The following is a 22,517-nucleotide window of genomic DNA, read 5'->3' as shown; positions in this document are numbered from 1 at the left end:
CCTCCGGCGCGGTCACTAAAATAGCGCCAGTTCACGGGATGCAAGAGATCATGCGCCGCGCCACCACAAAAGGTTTTGCCAGAACCTCGACCCTGTTGCGGGACCGTATCCGCAAGGCCGGTGAATCGCGCGGATTCTCGGTCGCCAAGGTGCTGACCCACTGGGCCGAGATCGTCGGTCAGGACATGGCAAGCCAATGCCGCCCGGTTGATGTGAAATACGGGCGTGGCGGGTTCGGAGCCACTCTGACGGTGCTGACCACCGGTCCTTTGGCGCCGATGCTGGAAATGCAGAAGGAACAGATGCGCCAGAAGGTGAACGCGGTCTATGGATATAACGCGATTTCCGCTGTGCGCATCACCCAGACTGCCCCGGTTGGCTTTGCCGAGGGACAGGCCCAGTTTACCCCCGCCCCGACAGCCCAGCCCGAGGCCATCGCGCCCGAGGTTCGCGCCAAGGCCCGCGACACCGTCTCTCCAGTTGCCGATGACGGCCTGCGCGATGCGCTTGAGCGGATGGCGGCGAATATCTATGCAAATACAAAGAATGTCAGAAAGGCAGATTCATGAACCGACTTCTTCCGATTGCCCTTGTGGTGCTTGTGGCACTGGCCGGCGGCATCTGGTGGGTATCGCAACCCGCCACCACCTCAGCCGGGGTTGAACTTCCCGCGTTTGGCGCGGCACAGGCCAGCGAAAGCAGCGTCGAAGTGACCGAGATGGTGCTGGGGTCCGAGGACGCGCCGGTGACAATGATCGAATATGCGTCGTTCACCTGCCCGCATTGCGCCAGCTTCCACCAGAACGTCTTCAAACAGCTGAAGGCGGATTACATCGACACCGGCAAGGTGCGGTTCATCTATCGCGACGTCTATTTCGACAAGTTCGGCCTGTGGGCGGCGATGGTCGCGCGCTGCGGCGGGGAAGAGAAGTTCTTTGGCATCTCGGACCTGCTCTACAAGTCGCAGTCGGAATGGTCGCGCGCCGGGGACCCGGTCGCCATTGCGGATTCGCTGCGCAAGATCGGTCGTCTGGCCGGGTTGACCGATGACCAATTGAACAGCTGCCTGACCGATGAAGCCAAGGCCAAGACGCTGGTCGGCTGGTATCAGGAGAACGTTGCCAAAGACGACATCAGCGGCACGCCGAGCTTCGTCATCAACGGCAAGAAGCACTCGAACATGAGCTATGATGAGATGAAGTCCCTTCTGGACCCGCTTGTCGACGGCTGATCGACAGGTTCCACGACGGACGAAAGGCCCGGCCAAGCGCCGGGTCTTTTTTGGTTGGGTGTTGTGAGGGCGGCGAGGTGTTCGGACGGTGAAACAGATCAGGAAGTCAATCTGCCGAGCAACTCATCAAAAGATGACCAGTCCTCGACCTCCAGTCGCACAGGGACAGTCAGGACCTTTGCGCGGAACTCGGGTGGCAGGCGCACGGCATCCTTTTCGGTGGTGACAAGCTGGGCGCCCAGTCGTGCGGCGTCGGCTTCGAGGCGAGCGAGAAGGGCGGGGGTCAGTGGCTGGTGATCGTCCAGCGCCTTGGTGCCCGCGATGGTCGCGCCCAGCCCTTTCAGGGTCATGAACAGCTTTTCGGGATGCGCGATGCCGGCGAATGCGAAGTATGGCGTTCCGGTCCAGTCCATACCCATTTGCAGGGGGCGGACTTCACCCCGCATCCTCGGGACGGTCACTTGCGCCCCCCATGTGGCGTCAAACCCGTCCTGCGCGGTGGCGTTGCCGATGGTCAGACACAGGTCGGCGCGTTTCATGCCTGCGGTGACGGGTTCCCGCAGAGGGCCGGCCGGAATGCAGAGGCCATTGCCGAACCCGCGTTTGGCATCGACCACCACAATCGAGATGTCCTTGTGAACACCCGGATTCTGGAAGCCGTCATCCAGCAGGATGAGGTCCGCCCCGTCCGCTTCGGCCGCACGAACACCTGCCGCCCGGTCCTTGGCAATCCATGTTGGGCCGAATGCGGCCAGCAAAAGGGGTTCGTCCCCGGTCTGGGCAGCGCGGTGTTGCATCTCGTTCACGCGTAACGGCCCCTCAACCGATCCACCATAGCCCCGCGACACCACATGCGGGTTCAGTCCCTTCGCCGAAAGATGTTGCAGCAGCGCGATCGTCGTCGGGGTCTTGCCGGTGCCGCCGGCATTGATGTTGCCGACACAGATCACCGGAACCCTTGCGCGGTGTCCCGGTTCCTGCGCCACGCGCCTGTGGGTCGCTTGCGCATAGAGATATCCTAAAGGGGACAACAGCCGCGCACGCCAGCCCGGGGCATCGGGGGGTGTTTTCCAGAAATCCGGTTCGCGCATCTCAGATTCCTTCCTCGTCGAGACGGTCCAGAACATGGGCAATGATCTGGTCCGAAGTCTCGGCACTTTCGGTCACGGTTTCCCACCCTGCCTGCGCCATGGTCGCGATCTGGTCCGGGGCCGTCAGCAACCCCAGCGCGGCGGTCAGGCTGGCGCTGTCACGCACGATACGCGCCGCGCCTGCACGTGCCAATCTGGTATAGCTTTCCAAGTGGTTGCGCACGCCGGGCCCATAAAGAACTGCAGATCCCAGCGCGGCAGGTTCCATCGGGTTCTTGCCGCCAAATCCAGGGGTCAGGGACGATCCCATGAAGGTCACCGGGGCGACGCGATACCACAACCCCAACTCTTTCAAATCCTCAGACAGCAGGATCTGTGTGTTCTCGTCTGGGAATTCACCGTCGTCCCAACACGCCACCCGCCAGTCCGCGGCGCGTAACCGCTCGCGAAACGGTACCGCCAGGTCCGGGCTGCCCGGCACCAGCACCATCATCAACCGATGAGACAGGCGTTGCGTGGCGCGATGGGCCGAGACGATGGCGTCCAACTCGCCTTTCTGGATCATTGCCGCCAACCAGACCGGACGGCCGGCCAGGGTGCTGCGCAGTTCTTCCAGGTCGCCTTCATTGCAGCGTCGCACCATGCCTTCTTCCAGCACCGGGCCACTGTCGATCACAGCCGCGTCTTCGGGCAATTGTCGCCGGATTCGGGTGCCGGCGACGCTGGAATGGGCAAAGATTGCATCAAACAGGCGCAGTGTCGCCCGCGTCGGTTCTGGAAGCAGTCGAAAACGCTTGTTCTCAAGCCGGGGTTCGCCGGCGTCCAGAAGATACATCGCGACGCCCCGGCGGTGGGCTTCGAACGTCAGTGCGGGACGCAGCCATTGTCCCAGCCACAGGCCGACCGTCGGGGACCAATGGTTCAGGAAGGCTGCGACCTCGGTCGGGCTTTCGCCGGGGGCGGTGTCGGTCAGGATGCTGTCACGGACGTCATCGGGCGCCCTCATCCCGCCGGGGAGCGTCAGCAATAGGGTGAAATCGCTGCGTTGTGACACCAATCGCTGTGCCAGTTGCACCAACGCTCGCGCCCGAGCGGGGTCCGCGCAGTGCAGCCAGAGGATGCGTCCATCCGGGCGCGGCTTCCGCTCAATCGGGTCGCCGGCGGGTTCACGGCGCGCGAAGGCCAGATATGCTGACAGGCTGAGGGGCGCGCGCGCCATGACGGTCCTTAGTTCAGTTCTTCGGTCGACGAAGCCTCGGCCTCTTCGTCACGAAGCCGGTGCAGATGCGCGATGAAGTAACGCATGTGCGCATTGTCCACGGTGCGCTGGGCTTCGGCTTTCCACGCATCGAAAGCGGTGGCGTAATCCGGGAAGATGCCTACAACGTGGATGTCGTCGACATTCTTGAAGGTGTTTTTGGTGGGGTCCACCAACTCACCGCCAAAAACGAGGTGCAGGCGCTGTGCCATGTCCCTGATCCTTTTGTCATTTGTCGTTCGGGCGCAAACTAGGCGCTGCGCTGTCCTGCGGCAAGGGTTGGCGCGACCATAGCGACCGGCACTTCGCCGCAGGTGGGGTTGACGTGCGGCCATCGCCTCTGCCACCAAGCGCCGACGCGTTGACGACGCCCCAATGTTCGAAAGACCACCTGATGAAACCGTTTCTGATCTTGCAATTGCGTCCCGAGACTGAAGCCTCGGATGATGAGTTTGCCGCGATCCTGCGCAAGGGTGGGCTGGCCGAAGATCAGGTCACGCGCATTCGTCTGGACCAGTCGGCGCTTCCAGGTGATCTTGACCTGACTGCGTTCAGCGGGGTGATCGTCGGCGGCGGTCCCGGTTGTGTCAGCGATCCGGTGGACAAGAAAAGCCCGGTAGAAAAACAGATCGAGGACGCGGTCATGGGGCTGATGCCCGAAATCGAGGCGCGTGATTTCCCTTTCCTCGGTTGTTGCTATGGGATTGGTATCCTGGGCCACCACCTTGGCCGGGTTGTCAGCAAGGAGAACTTTTCGGAACCGGTGGGCACCTCGGATTGCCGCCTGACCGAAGACGGCCGCGCCGATCCTCTGCTGGATGGCGTGCCGGAAAATTTTCACGCCTTTGTTGGCCACAAGGAGGCCGTGCAGCGCCTGCCTGAAGGCTGCACCCATCTTGTTGAAAGCCCGACCTGCCCGTTCCAGATGATCCGCTATGGCCGGAATGTTTATGCCACCCAGTTCCATCCCGAAGCTGACAGCGATGGGTTCGAGGTGCGGATCAACATCTACAAGCATCGCGGCTATTTCCCGCCCGAAGATGCTGAGCGGTTGATCGCCATGTGCCGGGCGGCGGATGTGCATGCGCCCGAACTTATCCTGCGAAATTTCGTGACCCGGTATCGCAGCGACTAAAGTCGGTCGACCAGCCGTTGCTGCGTAGCGGCCCAGGGTGCGGCGCGTTCCAATTGGCCCGCGAGGGACATCAGCTGGCAATCGGCACCGAACCGTGCGGCAAGATGGAGACCGATGGGCAGGTCCTCGGAATTGTGGAACAGGGGCAGGGATACTGCCGGTTGCCCGGACGCATTGAACAGAGCGGTATAGGGCGAATAGGCAAAGACCCCGGTCGGCCCGTTGCGGTAGTCGATGAAATCTTCGTTGTCGGGTTTCAATGCCCCGATCTCGATTGGCGGACGGGCAAGGGTTGGGGTCAACAGGATGTCAAACCCCTGGAACCAACGCGCGATGCGGCGGCCAAAGGCGTGAATTTCCTCAACAGATTCGAGGTAGTCGGCCCCTGACAGGGTGTGCGACAGGGCAATGGCACCGCGAGTCACGCCCTCGATAAGGCTGGGGTCCAGCGGCTTGCCTGCCAGTTTCTGACGCACCGACAAGGCGGTGCCGCAGGCAACGACGCGGGTCCAGGCCAGCATCAGATCAGAGATGTTCAGACCGGGATCCAGCGTGACCGGCTCGACATCATGGCCCAGATCGGCCAGCAGCTTTGCCGTGCGTTCGACCGCGGTGACGCAGTCGGGGTGGATTGGTGTGCCGTCCAGCGTGGTCGTGGCAAAGCGGATCTTCAGCTGTTCGGGGTCGCGACGGGCAGATTCGGCGAATGTCATCTCCATCGGCGGCGGAAAATAGGGCGCGCCAAGGTCGGGGCCGTTGATGCAGTCAAGCAATGCGGCTGTGTCGCGCAGGGATCGGGTCAGGAAACCGTCGGTGGCCATGCCCGCCCAGCCCTCACCCGCGCCGGGACCCTCAGGCAGACGCGCTCGGGTGGGTTTGAAACCGACCAGCCCACAAGAGGCCGCGGGAATGCGTACCGAACCGCCTCCGTCCGAGCCATGGGCAACCGGCACGATCCCGGCCGCCACTGCCGCACCGGCGCCGCCAGACGAGCCGCCCGAAGTGCGGCCGATGTTCCACGGGTTGCGGGTTGGTCCGCCATAGGCCTGTGCTTCGGTCACCGCACCGACGCCCAATTCGGGCGATGTAGTGCGCCCGAATGTGACCAGGCCGGCGGCTTTGAGGCGCAGATAGACTTCGCTGTCATAGCTGTGCTGCGATCCGGCCCATAGCCGTGACCCGGCACTGGTCGGGAAATCCACTGCTTCCGCGCCAAGGTCCTTCAACAGGAATGGCACGCCTTTGAAGGGTCCCTCGAGCAGTCCACCCGCGATGTGGCGGCGCGCGGTGTCCTTTTGAATGTTGACCACGGCGTTGATGTCCGGGTTCCGCGCGGCGACCAGCGACAGCGCCACATCCAGGAGTTCCCCTGCCGAAAATTCGCCCCTGGCCAGTTCCGCGGCAAGGCTGGTCGCGTCCTGTGAAAGGTAGTGGTTTGTCAGGTCCTGGCTTGGCATTCGATTGTCCCGGATGATTTGCGTGCCGCGCCACTGTTGCAGGTCAACGTGGCGGACACAAACCGGAATTTTCCGCGCTTGCCGGGTGTGGTCAGGCGACCGGTTTCGGCACCAACGCGCCCGGCCCCTGAACCACGCGCATGGCTAGATCATGGCCGGACAGCGCTGCGTCACGCACATTTGCGCCAGTCAGACGCGCCGACAGGTATCCGGCCGAGAAACTGTCGCCCGCGCCGGTCGTGTCTACCGGGGTGACAGTCGTCAGGTCATCGATCCGCCCGTCTTTTCCGTCGAAGTACAGCACCGGCCCGCCTCCGCTTTTGACCACGATTTCCCCGACGCCCAGTCCAACGTAGCGGGCAAGAGTCGCCTCAGGCGACGCATCACCGAAACATGCAGCATCGTCATCCGCCGAAGGCAGGACGATGTCGGATACCAGTGCTGCCGCCGTGATCCAGTCCCGCGCGGCCTCGGTGCCTTCCCACAGGCGGGGGCGATAGTTGGTGTCAAAAGCGACTGTGGCCTTTGAGGTGGCCAGCGCATCCAGAAGCGCCTGCCGCCGATCTGGGGCAAGAATCGCAAGGGTGATCGCGCTGACATAGGCCAGGGTCACGCCATCCAACGCCTTGTTCAGCATATTCGCGTCGTCAGCAAGGTGTCGGGCGGCGGATTGGCCGCGCCAATAGGCAAAGCTGCGTTCGCCCTTGTCCAGCGAGATCGCATAAAGCCCGACCGCACGGGATGGGTCGCGCGAGACATGAGCGGTCCCAATCCCGGCCTCGGCCAGGAAATTGACGACCCGGTGTGAAAACTCATCTGTGCCGACCCGGGTCAAGTAGTCGACCTGCCAATCGGGGCTCAGCGACTCTCGCAGGTACCAGGCGGTGTTCATCGTGTCGCCCGCGACTCCCAGTCGCCACAAGTCGTCGCCTGCGCCGGACAGCTCCAGCATCGCCTCGCCGATGGAAATAACCCGCTTCATGATCCGCTTTATCCTGCCTTGTCGTGGTGCCATGTCTGTGGCATTGCGTGTCTGGCAACTGGTATGGTAGTTGTCAAGCGGAACCCTCAAATCACGGGCATCGACATGGCTATTTCTCGACTGGACGATGGAAAACCGATCAACACGCAGCTGATAGTCTTGCTGCGCAACCGGATCGTGCAGGGAGAGCTTTTGCCCGGTGCAAAACTTTCGGAAGCAAAAATTGCCGCCGATCTCGGGGTCAGTCGCCAGCCTGTGCGCGAAGCCTTCATCAAACTGGCCGACGAGGGATTGTTGGAGATCCGCCCACAACGGGCAACCGTGGTCCCCAAGATCTCGGTTCCGCGCGTCATGGAGGTTCGGTTTGTGCGTGAGGCGATCGAGGCCGACATCGTGCGATTGGCCGCCACGCGCTTCGGTAGGGCCGAGCATGGCGAATTGGCAAGGATCATCGCCGCACAAGAGGGCGCGGACTCGGTCGAAGAGTTCATCGCCGAGGATGATCGTCTGCACCGATTTCTCGCGGAAGGCGTGGGGCAGGGCTATGCCTGGGGTGTGGTCGAGTCGCTGAAGCTGCAATTGGACCGAGTGCGATTCCTGACGGTTCGGCAATTTCCGAAGCAGTCGATCCTTGACCACCACCGGGCCATTGTCGCGGGGGTTGTAGCGGGTAACCCGGACAGGGCAGAACAGGCAATGCGCGCGCATCTCAACGCCATCAACGATGATTTGCCCGAGATTGCAAAATCAATGCCGGAACTGTTTGAGGATCATGTCGGGGCGGGGGGGCAGCCTGATCTAGCCTGAGCGTGATCCGGGGGCGTCCAACCCCTGCAAGGGCGGTCGGTCTGGATGTTCGATGGCCTGAACCACCGCGCGGGCCAGAAACGCACCGGCCTTGGCAACGTCTTCTGAGACCACGATGATCTCGTTCCGAAAGGCGTTCAGGAAGGGGATCGCTTCCTTCGCCGCCAGGTCGCAATTCTTGCCCAATTCTCGGCCCAGCCCCTCAAGCGCGACGGCGGCAGCAAAAGCGGCCTGCACGGCAGGGGCAATGATGCCATCAATGGTAGGGTCGGCGCGCACCTGTTTCTGGATTGCGGCCTGGATATCTTCGACCGAAGAGTCCGAGTTGGCCCCTGTCAGAGTGGTGATTGTTGCGCCCAGCCGGGCCGCGGTTTCGCGGCACCCGGCCATCAGGTGGCGGGCATAGTTCTGATCCATCGGAGGGGCCAGAACCAGAATGTTGCGGCGGTCCTTGGCCACCAGTTGCGTGACGCATTCGGTGCCGAAGACATGGTTGTCAAAATCGAAATAGGGTTCGTTCGCGCAATCCTGAGTTCGGCCATGTGTGGCGAAGGGGCACCCGTTCTCGCGAAGGTAGCGGACGCGTTCGTCGTCGGGTTGGATTCGGTTAAGGATCACGCCGTCTGCCGACCGTGTTTGGACCACGTATTTCACCGGGTTGAGCGGTGACTCATCCGGGAAATAAGGGATCACGATCATGTGGTACGGAGTGGCGCGCAGTTCAGACGCGATCGAGGTGATAAGTCGCGCGGTGTTGTGGTTCATAACGTCATTGTCCGTGCGCAGGACAAGCGCGATCACATTGGTCTTGCCGGTGCGCAACCGCAACCCGGCGCGGTTGGGGCGATAGCCGATTTCCTGTGCAATGGCTCGGACCCGCGCTTTGGTGGATTTGCCGATGTCCGGAGCATCCGACAGGGCGCGCGATACAGTGGGAACCGACAGGCCGGCCATGGACGCGATGGTTTTCAGTGTCGGCCTTTGATTGGCCGCCACGTTCAGTCCATCCTGTTTTCCGGTCTTGGCCACTTTAATTCGCGCTCCGAATCAATTTGCTGTTGCGTTCCGAAATGCGTCCCCGAACACTGAGTCCAATTTTGCAGATTCTTGCGATCTATAGAAAAACAAACGAACTTTCCAGCTTGATCGGAGAATCTAAATCGATTTAAGCTTAACGTAATCGTTTTAGAAGTCAAAAGGCTCATCAGGGAGGAGAAACGATGAACAAACTGAAATCGCTGCTTTGCGGCACTGCAATCTGCGCTGCGGGCGCAGTTAGCGCCGCTGACCTTGAGGTCACGCATTGGTGGACATCCGGTGGCGAAGCCGCTGCTGTCGCCGAGTTTGCGCGTGAGTTCCAGGAGCAGACGGAACACAAATGGATCGACGGCGCGATTGCCGGCGGTGGCGGCACTGCCCGCCCCGTGATGGTCAGCCGGATCATTGGTGGCGACCCGATGGGCGCGTTCCAGTTCAACCACGGTCGTCAGGCTGAGGAACTGATCGAGGCCGGTCTGCTGCGCGACATGACCCATGTTGCCGAGGCCGAGGGCTGGAAAGACATCGTCAACCCGCCATCGCTTCTGGATGCCTGCACCCTCGACGGCAAAATCTATTGTGCGCCGGTCAACATCCACTCGTGGCAGTGGTTGTGGCTGTCCAACAAGGTGTTCGAGGATGCCGGGCTTGCAGTCCCGACCAACTGGGACGAGTTCGTTGCCGCCGCGCCGAAGCTGCGCGAGATGGGTGTCCAGCCGATGGCGCTGGGCGGTCAGTCCTGGCAAAGCTCGGGCGCGTTCAACGTGCTGATGGCGACGCTGGCCGGTCCTGAAATCCTGCAAAAGATCTATGGTGACGGCGATGCCGACCTTGCCGGCGGCGAGGAAATGGCCCGCGTGTTCAAAGCGGCCGAGGACATGCGTGACATGGTTCAGGGCTCGAACGTGCAGGACTGGAACCAGGCGACCAACCTTGTCATCACCGACAAGGCCGGTGGTCAGATCATGGGTGACTGGGCACAGGGTGAGTTCGCCGTTGCAGGTGAAGTGGCCGGTGAGGATTACACCTGTCTGCCGGGTCTCGGCGTGCATGAGGTGATCTCGACCGGTGGCGACGCCTTCTATTTCCCGGTCACCAACGACCCGGAAATCGAGGCCGCACAGGACGCGCTTGCCGCGACCCTGCTGAAGCCGACCACCCAGGTTTCTTTCAACCTGAAGAAAGGGTCGCTGCCGGTGCGTGCCGATGTTGACCTGGCCGCGGCGAACGACTGCATGAAGAAGGGTCTTGAGATCCTGGCATCGGGCAACATCATGCCGGACGTCAACATGCTGAACACCGAGGACACGAACAATCAGCTCAACGACCTGTTCGTGCAGTTCTTCCAGGATACGTCGATCAGCGCAGCCGATGCGCAGGCACGTTTCGTGTCGATCGTGGAAGACAAGGACTGATCTATCAGTCTCCGGCTGACCCGCGCGTGACTGTTGCGCGGGTCGGTCCGGCCGCTCTTCTTTTCTGACCCCCCTTCTTGCCGGAGGCGGCACTATGGCCACGGGTAAACCCATCCGTCTGTTCCGCAATCTCAGTTCCAAGATTGCAGCAATCCCGATGATCCTGACGGTCTTGTTCGTCTTTGTCGGGGGCACCGCATGGACGGTGACCTATTCCTTCACCTCGTCAAAACTGTTGCCGAAGACAAAATTCGTCGGCTTGCGGCAGTATGAACGGCTGTGGGAGACCGAGCGCTGGCTGGTTTCGATCGAGAACCTTATGATCTATGGCCTCTGCTCGATGGTCCTAAGCCTGCTGATCGGGTTCATCCTCGCTGCGCTTCTGGATCAGAAGATCCGGTTCGAAAACACGTTCCGGTCGATCATGCTGTACCCATTTGCGCTGTCCTTCATCGTCACAGGGCTGGTCTGGCAGTGGCTGCTGAACCCGGATTTCGGTATCCAGAAAATCATCAACGGGCTGGGCTTCACCAGCTTCGAGTTCAACCCGCTCTACAATTCCGACATCGTGATCTATGGCGTCCTCATCGCCGGTCTGTGGCAGGGGTCGGGGCTTGTGATGGTGCTGATGTTGGCTGGTCTGCGTGGCATCGACCAGGACATCTGGAAAGCCAGCCGTGTTGACGGCATCCCGGCCTGGAAGACCTACCTGTTCATCATCATCCCGATGATGCGTCCGGTGTTCATCACCACGCTGGTCCTGATCGCCAGCGGCATCGTCAAGCTTTATGACCTGATCGTTGCGCAAACCGGGGGCGGGCCGGGCATCGCGTCTGAAGTGCCCGCGAAATACGTCTATGACTATATGTTCCAGGGACAGAACCTGGGTCAGGGCTTTGCCGCCTCGACCATGATGCTTCTGGCGGTTCTGATCGTGATCATCCCGTGGGCCTATCTTGAATTCGGAGGCAAGAAACGTGGCTGATACCGCTTCCCAAATGGCACCGACTACCGCGCGCGACATGACCGGACCGCATGGTCCCAAACCTCGGCGCGCCCTGTCTGGCCGCAACATCATGATCTATGGCACGCTGATTGTCGTCTCTATCTATTACCTGCTGCCGCTCTACGTGATGATCGTAACCTCGTTGAAGGGCATGCCCGAGATCCGCATGGGCAACATCTTTGCGCCCCCGATGGAAATCACCTTTGAGCCCTGGGTCAAAGCCTGGTCGGAGGCTTGCACTGGCCTCAATTGTGATGGGCTCAGCAGGGGATTCTGGAACTCGGTTCGCATCACGGTGCCGTCGGTCATCGTGTCGATCGCGATTGCCTCGGTGAATGGCTATGCCCTGGCAAACTGGAAGTTCAAGGGCGCGGATATCTTCTTTACCATCCTGATCTTCGGGGCGTTCATTCCCTATCAGGTGATGCTCTATCCCATCGTGATCCTTCTGCGCGAAATGGGTCTTTACGGGTCGCTGACCGGACTGGTCATCGTGCATTCGATCTTTGGCATGCCGATCCTGACCCTGCTGTTCCGCAACTACTTTACCTCGCTGCCTGAAGAGTTGTTCAAGGCCGCGCGTGTCGATGGAGCCGGATTCTGGGGTATCTATTTCCAGATCATGCTGCCGATGTCCTTGCCGATCTTCGTTGTGGCGATGATCCTTCAGGTCACTGGTATCTGGAACGATTTCCTCTTTGGTGTGGTTTACACCAAACCTGACCTCTACCCGATGACCGTGCAGCTGAACAACATCGTCAACTCGGTTCAAGGCGTGAAGGAATACAATGTCAACATGGCCGCCACCATCCTGACCGGCCTTGTTCCCCTGATCATCTACTTTGTCTCCGGCCGCCTCTTCGTGAGGGGCATCGCCGCAGGCGCCGTGAAAGGCTGACCCAATGACCATTACCACCCAATCCACCGGCCAGCCATCCGTCGAGGTCCGCGACCTTGTGCTGAAATTCGGAGAGCTGACCGTTCTGAAGAACCTCAACCTTGATGTCTATGAGGGCGAGTTTCTTGTGTTGCTGGGATCATCCGGCTGCGGCAAGTCCACGCTTCTAAACTGCATCGCCGGGCTGCTCGACGTCTCGGGTGGGCAGATCTTCATCAAGGGCAACAATGTGACCTGGGCCGAACCCAGCGAACGTGGCATCGGCATGGTGTTCCAGTCCTATGCGCTTTATCCGCAGATGACAGTCGAAGGGAACATGAGTTTCGGTCTGAAGAACCAGAAACTGCCCAAGGACGAGATCGCCCAGCGTGTCGCGCGGGCGGCGGAAATCCTCCAGATCGAACCATTGATGAAGCGCAAGCCCTCGGCCCTGTCGGGAGGGCAGCGCCAGCGGGTTGCAATTGGCCGTGCGTTGGTGCGGGACGTGGATGTCTTCCTGTTCGACGAGCCGCTGTCGAACCTTGACGCCAAGCTGCGCGCCGATCTCAGGGTCGAGCTGAAACAGCTGCACCAGCAGCTTGAGAACACGATGATCTACGTGACCCACGACCAGGTCGAGGCGATGACGCTGGCCGACCGGATCGCAATTATGAAGGACGGGTTGATCCAGCAGCTTGCCAGCCCGGAAGAGATCTATAACCGCCCCGCGAACCTCTATGTCGCGGATTTCATCGGCTCGCCGTCGATGAACCTGATCAAGGGAAAATTGAGCGGCGACACGTTTGACGCCGACGGATTTGCCGTATCGGTCGCAGGCTATGACTTCTCGCGCCAGCCCTCATCTAACGAAGTCTGGTTCGGCATCCGTCCCGAACACGTCGAGCTGGGCGAAGGCAGTGGCCCCCATTTCGAAGTGACCGCAGAAGTGGTCGAGCCTTTGGGTTCGGACACGCTGGTCATGACGCGACTGGGCGGTGAGCGGTTCTGGTTGCGGATGGACGGTCAAAGCCGGGTCACGTCTGGCGACAAGCTGACCATCGGCCTGCCGGTGCATGCGGTATCGCTCTTTGACGGGCGGGACGAGACAAGACTGTAAAACGAAGGCCCGCGCGGGCGAACAAGGACAAAGACACGATGCAACCGATTTCCTATCAACTTTATTCCTCTCGGAACTTCGGCCCGCTGCCCGAGACCTTCAGGATGCTGGCAGACATGGGCTATGCCCAGGTCGAAGGCTATGGCGCGCTTTACGCGGCGCTGGACGATATCGACGGGGTGAAGGCGGCACTGGTCGAGACCGGGCTTCAGATGCCATCGGGCCATTTTGGTCTTGACCTGGTCGAGGGCGATCCCGCTGCGGTGATCAAGATTGCCGGGGCGCTCGGCGTTAACCATGTCTTTGTGCCCTATCTTCTGCCGGAAAAACGGCCCTCTGATCTTGCCGGCTGGAAGGCCTTTGGCGCACGGCTTGAGGCGGCCGGCAAACCGCTGGTCGAGGCCGGTCTTGGTTTTGGCTGGCACAACCACGATTTCGAATTTGCCGGCGATGGCGACACCCTTCCCATTGACGCGATCCTTGAAGGCGGGCCGTCGCTTGCCGTCGAATTCGACGTCGCCTGGGCTGCGCGTGCAGGCAAAGATCCCAGCACCTTTATCGCCAATTACGGGCCGCGCATTGCCTCTGCGCATGTCAAGGATATCGCCCGCGAAGGCGAATGCGTTGACGAAGACGGATGGTCCGATGTTGGCCTTGGTGTCATGGACTGGGGGCGCCATATGGCCGAACTGCGCGACGCGGGCTGCCAGTTGTTCGTGATGGAGCATGACAACCCCAGCGACGACCGGCGCTTTGCGCAACGCTCAATCGATTATCTCAGAACCGTTTAAGGGGCAGACCATGACCACTCTTGGCGTCGGCATCATCGGATGCGGCAATATCTCGAAGGCGTATCTGTCGCTGGCCCCGAACTTCAACGGGATTGAGCTTCGCGCAGTAGCCGACCTGAACAAGGACGCAGCGCAGGCGCGGGCCGCTGAATTTGGCGTGCGCGCCGAGACGGTGGATGGCCTGCTGGCGGCAAGCGACATCGACATGATCGTCAACCTGACCATTCCCGCTGCGCATTACGATGTGTCGTCCCGGGCGCTTGAGGCGGGAAAGCACGTCTATTCCGAAAAGCCTTTCGTGTTGTCGCTGGAAGAGGGAGAGGCGCTGCGCAAACTGGCGTCGTCCAAGGGGTTGCGCGTCGGCTCGGCGCCGGACACGTTCCTTGGCGGGGCGCATCAACTGGCGCGCCGGGTCATCGATGAAGGCCATGTTGGGCAAATCACCAGCGGGACCGCCTTCGTGATGAGCCACGGGATGGAGCATTGGCACCCCAACCCCGATTTCTTCTTTCAGCCCGGCGCTGGCCCGGTTCTGGATATTGGCCCTTATTACATCACCAACCTCGTGCAGCTGATCGGGCCGGTGAAACGTGTCGCGGCCATAACCTCGACCCCATCGCCGACACGCACGATCCTGTCCGAACCGCGTAAGGGTGAGAAGATCCCGGTCGACACCCCGACCACGATCCACGCGCTTCTGGAATTTGCCAATGGCGCCACCATCACCCTTTGCACAAGCTGGGATGTCTGGAAGCACACCCATTCCCCGATGGAACTTTATGGTTCGGAAGGCAGCCTGTATGTGCCCGATCCAAATTTCTTCTCAGGCGATGTGAAGCTGACCCCCGCGAATGGCGAAACCGAGGTTGTACCGATGTGGGGCCATCCTTTTGCGGTGCCCAATGACGGCGAGCGGGCGAATTACCGGGTCTCGGGGCTGGCGGATATGGCACTGGCGATTTCCGAAGGCCGGGCGCACCGGTGTTCTCTTGAACTCGCGACCCATGTGGTCGAGGTCATGACTGGTATCCTTGCTGCCGGTGAACAGGGTGGCTTTGTCGACATGACGACCACCTGCGACCGCCCCGCGCCGCTTGGCCCGGACGAAGCACGGGCATTGATGGCGTCATGATCACCAATCCCATCCTGCCGGGTTTCCACCCCGATCCGTCCATGTGCCGGGTTGGGGATACCTACTACATCGCCACTTCGACTTTCGAATGGTACCCCGGCGTGCGCATCTACCGCTCGACCGACCTGACGAACTGGGAGTTCTGCGCCGCGCCGCTGGACCGGGCCGACCTGCTTGATATGCGTGGCAACCCGGATTCAGGTGGCGTCTGGGCACCGTGTCTGTCTTATGCCGACGGGCGGTTCTGGCTGGTCTACACGGATGTGAAGCGGCTGGACGGGTCGTTCAAGGACGCCCACAATTACATCACCAGCTGCGAAACCATCGACGGGCGCTGGTCGGACCGGATCTATGTCCATTCCTACGGGTTCGATCCATCGCTGTTCCACGATGACGATGGCCGCAAATGGGTTGTCACCATGCGCTGGAACCATCGCGGACCCGGTACTGGCTGCAACCCGGCACATGACAGTTTCGACGGCATCCTGTTGCAGGAATGGCATCCAGAACGCGGGTTGATCGGGGAACCGGTCAATATCTTCGCCGGCACCCCGCGCGGACTGACCGAGGCACCGCACCTGTTCAAGCGTGGCGGGTATTATTACCTGACCACAGCCGAGGGTGGCACCGGCTATCGCCATGCTGTGACATTGGCACGGTCCCGCGACATTGCGGGCCCTTACGAGGTTCATCCCGATCATCATGTCATGTCGGTTGTCGATACACCGGATCATCCGATCCAGCGCACCGGACACGGCCAATATGTCGAGGCACCTGACGGCACGGTCTGGCATTCTTTCCTGATGGGGCGCCCAATCGCAGGGCCGGAAGGTAAAGGGCGGTTCTGTCCTTTGGGTCGTGAAAGCGGGATCGAGCGCTGTGTCTGGGGTGACGATGACTGGCTCTATCTTGAGGCGGGCGGGCTTCTGGCGCGCGAGCATGTGCCCAGCGATGCTGAGCAGGAACCGCTTGGTCCCAGCCACTATCGTTTTGACGGCGACAGCCTGCCAGATGATTTCCAGTGGCTGCGGACACCTGAGACAGATCGTATTTTCCGCGTGGGTGGTGGCGCGCTGACCCTGATCGGGCGTGAAAGCATCGGCAGCTGGTTTGAACAGTCGCTGGTCGCACGCCGCCAACAGCATTTCCGCTATCGCGCCGAAACCGAGGTCGATATCGACCCGATCACGTCCCAACACATGGCTGGCCTGACGACTTACTACAACAGTCACAAGTTCCATGCCCTGATGGTCGGCGGTGACGGCAGGGGCGGACGCGAACTGGCGATTCTCAGCTGTCCCGGTGATTTTCCCTATGGCGAATTGGACCGCTCGATGCCTGCGCCGGTTGCTTTGCCAGACGGCCCGGTGCGGCTTGCGGTCGAAGTCGACCGCGCTACGCAGCAGTTCTTTTATGCGGTTGAGGGGGGCGATTGGCAGGCTTACGGACCGCCACTGGATGCCAGCCAGATTTCGGACGAGGGCGGCAAGGGTGAGCATCGCTCGTTCACCGGGGCTTTTGTCGGCTTGGCGTCGTTTGACACAACCGGAATGGGCGGCGAGGCGCGGTTTCCCTGGTTCAGCTACGTACCGAACTAAACCGCTCCGCGCGCGTCAGGGCCGCTCTGGGTTCACAAAACAAAAAGGCCGCCCCGAACCGGAGCGGCCTTTCGTTTTCCAAAGGGAAAGCCCTTATCCGATGATCGCGTTCAGCGTGGCGCTGGGGCGCATGACCTTGGCTTTCTTTTCAACGGACGGACGGTAGTAGCCGCCGATATCCGCTGCGGGCCCCTGGGCTGCGGCCAGTTCGGACAGGATCGCAGCCTCGCCATCGGCCAGCGCCTTGGCAATCGGCGCAAATTCCGCGGCGAGGTCCGCATCCTCGGTCTGTGCGGCCAAAGCTTCCGCCCAGTAACGCGCGAACCAGTAGTGGCTGTCGCGGTTGTCCGGCTCACCGACCTTGCGGCTGGGCGAGCGGTTGTTGTCCAGAATGCCTTGCGTCGCGGCCTCGGCTGCGGCACCCAGTACTGCGGCCTTGGCGTTTTTCTTGCTGTCGGCAAGGAAATTCAGCGATTCACTCAGCGCACAGAACTCACCCATCGAGTCCCAGCGCAGGTGGTTCTGTTCCACCAATTGCTGCACGTGTTTCGGAGCAGAACCGCCTGCACCGGTTTCAAACAGGCCGCCGCCGTTCATCAGGCTGACGATGGACAGCATTTTGGCCGAGGTGCCCAGTTCTAGGATCGGGAACAGGTCCGTCAGATAGTCGCGCAGCACATTGCCGGTGATGGCGATCGAGTCCTTGCCTGCCGTGATGGTTTCAAGCGACTGGCGGGTTGCCTCGCGTGGTGCCATGATCTTGAACTTGTCGGCAACGCCTGCGGCCTCAAGTGCCGGCTTGACGTATTTGATCAGTTCCGCGTCATGGGCGCGGTTTGCGTCCAGCCAGAAGATCGCTTCGGACCCGGTCAGGCGTTGGCGGTCCATCGCCAGCTCAATCCAGTTCTCAATCGGCGCTTTCTTCACGGTACAGGCACGCCAGATGTCTCCCGCTTCGACATTGTGCGAATGCAGCGTCTCACCATTGGCGAGAACAATGCGGATCACCCCGTCGGCGGGGGATTCGAACGTGGTCGGGTGCGAGCCGTATTCCTCTGCTTTTTGTGCCATCAGGCCGACGTTTGCGACCGAGCCCGCCTTGGTCACGTCCAGCGCACCGTTTTCCTTGAAGAAATTGATCGTCTCGTCGTAAACGGTCGAATAGCAGCGGTCGGGGATCACACAGTTGGTGTCGCCCTTTGCGCCGGTTTCATCCCAACCTTTGCCGCCCGCGCGGATCACGGCAGGCATCGAAGCGTCGATGATCACGTCCGACGGCACGTGCAGGTTGGTGATACCCTTGTCGCTGTCCACCATGTACATCGACGGACGCTCAAGTGCGGCGATCTCAGCCTTGATTTCTGCCGCGTTGGGGAGAGAGTCGATGGCCGACAGAACCGCACCAAGACCCGAGTTCGGCGACCCGCCAGCGGCAGCGATCGCGTCACCGTGCTTGTCCCAGACCGGGCCCAGCCATGCCTTGACCGCGTGGCCAAAGATGATCGGGTCCGACACCTTCATCATGGTCGCTTTCATGTGAAGCGAGAACATTGTTCCGTCTTTCTTGGTGTCCTCGATGGCATCCGCCAGGAACGCGCCCAGTGCCTTGGCCGACATGAAGGTCGCATCCGCAACGGTGCCCGCTTCCAGCGGCCAGCCATCTTTCAGTACGGTCACACTGCCGTCCTTGCCGACGAATTCGATCTTGGCATTGCCTGCCTGTGCCTCAGTGATCGTTGCCGAGACCTCGTTGGCGTAGAAATCGTTGCCCGGCATGGACGAGACCTTGGTCTTGCTGTCCGCAACCCATTCCCCCATCGAATGCGGGTTCTTCTGGGCATAGTTCTTGACCGCCTTGGCAGAGCGGCGATCGCTGTTGCCTTCGCGCAGGACCGGGTTTACCGCCGAGCCCTTGATCGCGTCAAAACGCGCGCGGATTTCCTTTTCGGCATCCGTCTTCGGGTCTTCGGGATAGTTCGGGATGTCATACCCTTGGGCTTGAAGCTCGGCGATTGCGGCCGTCAATTGCGGCACCGAGGCCGAGATGTTCGGCAGCTTGATCACGTTGGCCGAGGGAGTTTTGACCAGTTCGCCAAGCGCGGCCAGGTCGTCGGACTGGCGCTGTTCTTCGGTCAGGTTCTCGGGGAAGGTCGCGATGATGCGGCCCGAGAGCGAGATGTCCGGTGTGCCGACGGTGATCCCGGCGGCCGACACGAACTTGCGAATGATCGGAAGGAACGAGGCCGAGGCCAGTTCGGGGGCTTCGTCTACAATGGTATACAATATGTCGGCGTTCAGATTGTCGGCCATGATTTTTCTACCTTTTTGCAAGTCAGGAAGTTGAGCGCCACGGGTCGCGGCAGGGATCTGTTAGTGCCCAAACACGCCGGAACGGTCCGGCGGGGGCGGAATTCCCGCATCGTTTAGACCAGACAGGATGCGGGATCAATGACTCGAAACGTGTTGTGGCCACGCATATTGACGCGGTTTGCGGTAACCTTATCAGTCTAGGCGCTTGTTGAACCGGAAAGTCGCCACGGCCAGCCCGACCACAGTGAACCCGGACAGCCACAGCGCCCCGCCCGCCATTTCGACCAAAGTGGCGTCGCGCAGGACGACGCCCCGGATCATCGACATGAAGTGGGTCGCGGGGAACAGTTCTGCGATGTATTGCGCGGGTTTGGGCATGCCGTCGAAAGGAAACATGAAACCCGACAGAAGGATCGAGGGCAGGATCACGAACATTGTCATCTGCATCGCCTGCAACTGGTTCTTTGCAATGGTGGACAACACCAAACCAAGCGACAGGCTGGCCCCGATGAACAACAGGGTTACCGCCAGCAATGTGCCCATGCCGCCATTGATCGGGACATTGAACAGCAGGTTGCCAAGCCCCAGCACGATGGCGACCTGAACAAGGCCGATGACAAGAAATGGGATGATCTTGCCGATCATCAGTTCCAGCGGTTTCACGGGCGTATTAATCAGCATTTCCATGTTGCCGCGCTCGGTTTCCCGCACAATCGCCGCAGAGGTGAACATGATCATCGTCATCGTCAGGATGATCCCGACAAGACCGGGAACGATATTGACCTCGGACCGCTGTTCAGGATTGTAAAACAGAGCGACCTCGAATGTCGGCACCTGCGCATTGGCCGGTTGCTGCACAAGCTCTGCAAGTGGCATCCCGCGCAGCCCCCGGATGGCGGCGGCGACCATCGTGTCCGAGCCGTCGACGATCCATTGCCCCACCGGGCGCTTGGTCTCGCGCTTGCCGGGGCCGGCAGGGTCGCGGGATTGCGATACACGGCGGGCAAGATCATGCGGCAGGATCAATGCGGCGCGCACATCCGAGGCAGCAATCGCGCGTTCGGCCTCTTCCGGGGTGGCGAATGTGTGGGTGAATGTGACGACCTGTGTGGCCTCGACCATCTGCACAAGCGCACGGCTGAGGCCAGTTCGGGACTGGTCCACCAGTGCGGCCGGAACCTCGCGCAGGTTGGTGTTGATCGCGTAGCCGAACAGCAGCAGCTGGATCAGCGGGATCATGATGACCATGCGCAGAGTCATGCTGTCGCGTCTCAGCTGGATCAGTTCCTTTTTCAGGATCGCGCCGATGCGGCGGGGGCTGATCATGTCGCCTCTCCCGTCGTGGCAGACACAAAGACATCTTCGAGGTTGGCTCGCGTCCCGGTGACCATACCCGATGCACCCAGATTGGCGGCCTTTCGGACGAGACCCTCGGGGTCGGCGATTTCAGGTCTGACCATCACCCGCAGCCGCGCGCCGATCTGCGCCGCGGACAGGATGTCGGGTGTAGCGTCCAATAGGCGTTTGGCCTCGCGCAGGTTGTTGCCCTCGACCTGAACCACTTGTGCCTTCAGACCCGCCATCAGGTCGGGCGGTGCGCCGTCGAGCCGCTTGATCCCGTATTCAAGGATGGCGATGCGGTGACAGCGCTCGGCCTCGTCCATGAAATGCGTGGTGACAATGATCGAGGTGCCGTCGTCCACCAGGTCGAACAGTGCCTCCCAGAATACCCGGCGGGATTCGGGATCAACGGCGGATGTGGGTTCATCAAGGAACAATAGCCGGGGGTTATGCAGCACCGCCGCCGCCAGCGCCATCTTCTGCCGTTGGCCGCCACTCATGCTGCCGGACAGCTGGTTGACCTGCCCCTCAAGTTCGTACCGGGTTAGCAATTCCTCGATCCGGGATTTCTTCTGCTTGCGAGGATAGCCATAGACCGAGGCGGCGAAATCAAGGTTTTCCCACACCGTCAGGTCGCGGTAGTGCGAAAACGTCTGGGTCATGTAGCCGATCTGCCGCTTCAGGCCCTCGGCATTGCCGGGCAGGTCGGTGCCAAGAACACGTGCGGTGCCTTCCGTCGGGGTCAACAGCCCGGTCAGCATCCGCATCAGCGTGGTCTTGCCGCAGCCATTCGGCCCGAGGAAGCCATAGATCATGCCGGGGTCGATACGCAGATCGACATTGTTCACTGCCCGCTTGTCACCAAAGTCGCGGGTCAGCCCGTGGGTTTCGACAACTGCGTCGCTCAAGGCATGACCGCCTGTGCCGGAACACCAGACGGAAGCGTGGCCGCGGCGTCGGGCAAGTCAATCTCGGCGAGGTACATCAGACGCGCGCGGTCAGTCTGGTTGAGAGCATAGTAGGGTGTGAAAGCGGGTTCGGCGCTGATCCAGCGAACGGTTCCCTGCAGCGGCTCGTCGATGCCGTCAACGCGAACCTGAAGTGTAATCCCTTCATGCACTTTCACCCGGTAGGGTTCGGGCACGTAAACGCGGGCAAAGGGACGTTCCCCGGCCAGAAGGATGGCAACCGGGCTGCCGGCCGACACGCGTTCTCCCAGGTTCCAGGGCAACGCATCCAGAACCCCGTCGCGGGATGCGGTCACGACAAGATCGTCAAGCCGACGGCGTTCGACCTGAACCTTGGCCTGGGCAGCCGCAACTGCGGTTTCTGCAATGCGAATGTCCTCGGGGCGGGCGCCATTCTTTAACTCGCGCAGGTATTCGCGGGCGGAGTCCAGTTCCGCTTGGGCCGCATCCTGGCGGGCCAGGTCCGTGTCCAACCGTGCCTGGCTGACCGCATCCCTCGCCGCGAGAACCGTGTTGCGTTTCACCGTTGCCACCGCATCGGCAAGCGCGGCCTTAGCGCCTTTCACACGTGCCTCGGCGATGGCAATTTCTTCTTCTCGCGGACCGGCCTGAAGCTTGTCGAGGTTGGCGCGAGCAGAAGATAATTCAGCCTCTGCCAGCGACAGGTTCGACCGTTGGATCGTGTCGTCCAGACGTACCAGCACATCACCGCGTTCGACTTCCGATCCCTCTTCGACAGGCAGTTCGGTTATGATCTCGCTCATGGTGGCGATATGCGTCACACGCTCGCGCTCGACAATCCCAAGGGCAAGCCCGTCATCGCCGCCTTTGCAGCTGTCCAGAAGCGGGATTGCGGCGGAAAGGGTGAGCGCGGCGAGAAAGGTTTTCATCTGAGGCACCATGTCGGGACATCTGTAACTAAACTGACAAGTTTAGTTTGCGATGTCCATCGCTATCCCAAAG

General features: G+C 61.0%; 21 protein-coding genes. 11 read left to right on the top strand and 10 right to left on the bottom strand.

Translation table 11 applies throughout. The features are described from left to right. Positions 1-38: 38 nt before the first annotated feature. Together JQ863_RS00810 and JQ863_RS00805 are read left to right on the top strand one after the other, a co-directional pair. Complete coding sequence (locus JQ863_RS00810) at positions 39-569, top strand: DUF721 domain-containing protein (RefSeq protein WP_239113183.1); 531 nt, start codon at positions 39-41, stop codon at positions 567-569. Continuing rightward, positions 566-1,231 (top strand): DsbA family protein, encoded by a 666-nt coding sequence (locus JQ863_RS00805; protein ID WP_204112436.1) that lies wholly within the window; start codon positions 566-568, stop codon positions 1,229-1,231. Before JQ863_RS00810 ends, JQ863_RS00805 begins: the two co-directional genes overlap by 4 nt. 98 nt (positions 1,232-1,329) lie before the next feature. On the opposite strand, the gene lpxK is transcribed toward JQ863_RS00805, so the two are convergent. The 3 genes from lpxK to JQ863_RS00790 are packed head-to-tail and all read right to left on the bottom strand — an operon-like array spanning position 1,330 to position 3,792. Further along, the gene (lpxK, locus tag JQ863_RS00800; protein WP_204112435.1) at positions 1,330-2,322 is read right to left on the bottom strand and encodes a tetraacyldisaccharide 4'-kinase; all 993 of its coding nucleotides are present in this window, start codon (positions 2,320-2,322) and stop codon (positions 1,330-1,332) included. Between the two features lies 1 nt (position 2,323). Beyond that, positions 2,324-3,541, bottom strand: a complete 1,218-nt coding sequence (locus tag JQ863_RS00795; protein WP_204112434.1) for a 3-deoxy-D-manno-octulosonic acid transferase — start codon at positions 3,539-3,541, stop codon at positions 2,324-2,326. An 8-nt stretch (positions 3,542-3,549) separates the two neighbouring features. Continuing rightward, positions 3,550-3,792 (bottom strand): DUF4170 domain-containing protein, encoded by a 243-nt coding sequence (locus JQ863_RS00790; protein WP_204112433.1) that lies wholly within the window; start codon positions 3,790-3,792, stop codon positions 3,550-3,552. 182 nt (positions 3,793-3,974) lie between these two features. On the opposite strand from JQ863_RS00790, the gene JQ863_RS00785 reads away from it, so the two are divergent. Further along, a complete protein-coding gene (locus JQ863_RS00785; protein ID WP_204112432.1) occupies positions 3,975-4,715 on the top strand; it encodes a glutamine amidotransferase in 741 nt (246 codons plus the stop codon). On the opposite strand, the gene JQ863_RS00780 is transcribed toward JQ863_RS00785, so the two are convergent. After that, positions 4,712-6,172, bottom strand: a complete 1,461-nt coding sequence (locus tag JQ863_RS00780) for an amidase (RefSeq protein ID WP_239113182.1) — start codon at positions 6,170-6,172, stop codon at positions 4,712-4,714. The two genes, JQ863_RS00785 and JQ863_RS00780, sit on opposite strands and share 4 nt — an antisense overlap. A gap of 91 nt (positions 6,173-6,263) precedes the next feature. Further along, the gene (locus JQ863_RS00775; RefSeq protein WP_204112431.1) at positions 6,264-7,154 is read right to left on the bottom strand and encodes a sugar kinase; all 891 of its coding nucleotides are present in this window, start codon (positions 7,152-7,154) and stop codon (positions 6,264-6,266) included. A 105-nt stretch (positions 7,155-7,259) separates the two neighbouring features. Here JQ863_RS00775 and JQ863_RS00770 point away from each other — a divergent pair, with 105 nt between their 5' ends. Continuing rightward, a complete protein-coding gene (locus JQ863_RS00770; RefSeq protein WP_204112430.1) occupies positions 7,260-7,961 on the top strand; it encodes a GntR family transcriptional regulator in 702 nt (233 codons plus the stop codon). Here JQ863_RS00770 and JQ863_RS00765 read toward each other — a convergent pair. After that, complete coding sequence (locus JQ863_RS00765; protein ID WP_338055453.1) at positions 7,953-8,990, bottom strand: LacI family transcriptional regulator; 1,038 nt, start codon at positions 8,988-8,990, stop codon at positions 7,953-7,955. The genes JQ863_RS00770 and JQ863_RS00765 overlap by 9 nt on opposite strands. Positions 8,991-9,181: 191 nt before the next feature. Here JQ863_RS00765 and JQ863_RS00760 point away from each other — a divergent pair, with 191 nt between their 5' ends. The 7 genes from JQ863_RS00760 to JQ863_RS00730 all read left to right on the top strand — a co-directional run bounded on the left by JQ863_RS00760 (position 9,182) and on the right by JQ863_RS00730 (position 16,935). Continuing rightward, positions 9,182-10,414 carry an ABC transporter substrate-binding protein gene (locus tag JQ863_RS00760; RefSeq protein WP_204112429.1) on the top strand — a complete coding sequence of 411 codons (1,233 nt, stop codon included), beginning with the start codon at positions 9,182-9,184 and terminating at the stop codon, positions 10,412-10,414. A gap of 94 nt (positions 10,415-10,508) precedes the next feature. Beyond that, complete coding sequence (locus JQ863_RS00755) at positions 10,509-11,399, top strand: carbohydrate ABC transporter permease (RefSeq protein WP_204112428.1); 891 nt, start codon at positions 10,509-10,511, stop codon at positions 11,397-11,399. Positions 11,400-11,412: 13 nt separating this feature from the next. Beyond that, positions 11,413-12,318: a carbohydrate ABC transporter permease gene (locus JQ863_RS00750; protein WP_204112427.1), complete on the top strand. Its 906-nt coding sequence runs from the start codon at positions 11,413-11,415 to the stop codon at positions 12,316-12,318. A 4-nt stretch (positions 12,319-12,322) separates the two neighbouring features. Then, positions 12,323-13,414 (top strand): ABC transporter ATP-binding protein, encoded by a 1,092-nt coding sequence (locus JQ863_RS00745; protein ID WP_204112426.1) that lies wholly within the window; start codon positions 12,323-12,325, stop codon positions 13,412-13,414. 38 nt (positions 13,415-13,452) lie between these two features. Next, entirely contained in the window at positions 13,453-14,205 is a 753-nt protein-coding gene (locus JQ863_RS00740) for a sugar phosphate isomerase/epimerase family protein (protein ID WP_204112425.1), read from the top strand. A 10-nt stretch (positions 14,206-14,215) separates the two neighbouring features. After that, entirely contained in the window at positions 14,216-15,337 is a 1,122-nt protein-coding gene (locus JQ863_RS00735; protein WP_204112424.1) for a Gfo/Idh/MocA family protein, read from the top strand. After that, on the top strand, positions 15,334-16,935 hold the full coding sequence (locus JQ863_RS00730; RefSeq protein ID WP_204112423.1) for a glycoside hydrolase family 43 protein: 1,602 nt from the start codon (positions 15,334-15,336) through the stop codon (positions 16,933-16,935). The genes JQ863_RS00735 and JQ863_RS00730 overlap by 4 nt, the downstream gene beginning before the upstream one ends. Positions 16,936-17,028: 93 nt before the next feature. Here JQ863_RS00730 and JQ863_RS00725 read toward each other — a convergent pair whose 3' ends face one another. The 4 genes from JQ863_RS00725 to JQ863_RS00710 all read right to left on the bottom strand — a co-directional run bounded on the left by JQ863_RS00725 (position 17,029) and on the right by JQ863_RS00710 (position 22,444). Then, a complete protein-coding gene (locus tag JQ863_RS00725) occupies positions 17,029-19,245 on the bottom strand; it encodes an NADP-dependent isocitrate dehydrogenase (RefSeq protein ID WP_204112422.1) in 2,217 nt (738 codons plus the stop codon). Between the two features lie 192 nt (positions 19,246-19,437). Continuing rightward, complete coding sequence (locus JQ863_RS00720; RefSeq protein WP_204112421.1) at positions 19,438-20,571, bottom strand: ABC transporter permease; 1,134 nt, start codon at positions 20,569-20,571, stop codon at positions 19,438-19,440. Further along, the gene (locus JQ863_RS00715; RefSeq protein WP_204112420.1) at positions 20,568-21,494 is read right to left on the bottom strand and encodes an ABC transporter ATP-binding protein; all 927 of its coding nucleotides are present in this window, start codon (positions 21,492-21,494) and stop codon (positions 20,568-20,570) included. The genes JQ863_RS00720 and JQ863_RS00715 overlap by 4 nt, the downstream gene beginning before the upstream one ends. Next, positions 21,491-22,444 carry an HlyD family secretion protein gene (locus tag JQ863_RS00710; RefSeq protein ID WP_204112419.1) on the bottom strand — a complete coding sequence of 318 codons (954 nt, stop codon included), beginning with the start codon at positions 22,442-22,444 and terminating at the stop codon, positions 21,491-21,493. The genes JQ863_RS00715 and JQ863_RS00710 overlap by 4 nt, the downstream gene beginning before the upstream one ends. Between the last annotated feature and the right edge of the window lie 73 nt (positions 22,445-22,517).

It is taken from the genome of Shimia biformata (genome assembly GCF_016888515.1).
In the GTDB taxonomy this organism is placed as follows: domain Bacteria; phylum Pseudomonadota; class Alphaproteobacteria; order Rhodobacterales; family Rhodobacteraceae; genus Shimia_A; species Shimia_A biformata.
The sequence above is the reverse complement of the archived record's forward strand: the minus strand, read 5'-3'. Positions and strand labels throughout refer to the sequence as shown.